General features: G+C 70.8%; 1 pseudogene. It reads left to right on the top strand.

Annotated features, from left to right (window positions below):
• Positions 1 to 1,231: 1,231 nt before the first annotated feature.
• Positions 1,232 to 1,324 (top strand): annotated as a pseudogene (locus tag ACWC5O_RS45455) (transposase); the annotation flags it as partial.

Below are 1,324 nucleotides of genomic sequence, written 5' to 3'. Positions count from 1 at the left end.
GGCTGAGCACCGGACGGCTGGAGGACGACCCGGCCACTGTCACCCGACTGAGGTTCGTGTACGACCTCCTCGTGGCGTCGACGTATCGCGGATCCGCCGTTGCACAAGGATGGCCGGAAAGTGCTGCACGGCAAGGGTTGGTGACGCTGTATAAGAGGGTATGAAGTTCGCTGCACAAGACGTGCAGCACTCGACACGGAAAGAGGAATCACGTTGTCTCACGTCCATCCGCTCGCGAACGGGGCGCGCACCGACCACCCGGTGCCCGGACTGCCGTTCGTCGACGACTCGCACCTCCCCCTCGACGAGGGCCCCGAGGCCATCGAGGCGGTCGGCCGCCACCAGGGCGAGGGCATGTGGGGGCGCTACGACCACAACCGTGCCAGCGGTGGCTGGTACGCCTTCACCACCGACCCGCTCAACCACTCCCTGGGCTGGTCGGTGCGCTACCACCCCGAGCACGGTCGGACCGTGCTGCTGATGCGCGACCAGGACACCTCCGACCTGCACAGCCAGTGGTCGGGGGACCAGCTGCTGTTCCGCGCCGGCGGCTACTGGTGGGACGGCACCACCTGGTACCGCCCCGGACAGGTATGGGATCCCGTCGAACAGGACTACGAGCGGCGCAAGGCCCGCGCCGCCGTCACGGTCAGCGCCGCCGACATGCTCGACGGCCGCACCGACCCGGCCCGCGCCTACCTCGGCAAGGTCACCACCTTCGAGCCCGAGGCCCCGGCCCCCGAGAACTGGCTCGACCACCTGGCACTGTGGGCGAAGCACCACCAGGAGCGGGACGGCGCCCTCCCGCTGGAGCGGTGCGTGGTCGACGTCGCCAGCCCCGAACTGACCGGCGGCCAGCTGCTCGGCCTCCCGGAGATGGCCGAGCTCGGCAGCATCACCGCCTCCACGCTGCGGGCCTACATCTCGCGCGGCAACAGCGAGGTGCCCCAGCCGCAGGCCACGGTCAATGGCCGCGACCAGTGGGCCCGCGCGGTGGCCGACGACTGGGTGGAAGCACGCCAGCGCTCCTACGAGGGGGTGCGGGCCACCATGACCGCCGGCGACCGCGACAACCTCTCGCCCGGCGCCGCCGCGGTCCGCGACCACTTCGCCGACGACTTCCGCAGCCTGCTGTGGGACCGGCCGGACGTGCGCAAGCGGTGGATCCTGCGGGCACGCAACGAGGGCTCCGTCCGCGAGGTCGCCGACGCCCTGGCCTGGGACGTGGCCCGGGGCGCCGTGGCGGGATCTGCCGGAGCGGTTCGGGAACTGGAACACGATCTACAAGAACTTCGATCGGTGGTCGAAGGCTGGGGTGTGGGCG

This window comes from Streptomyces sp. NPDC001450 (genome assembly GCF_053597295.1).
This window is presented reverse-complemented; position numbering and strand designations above follow the sequence as displayed.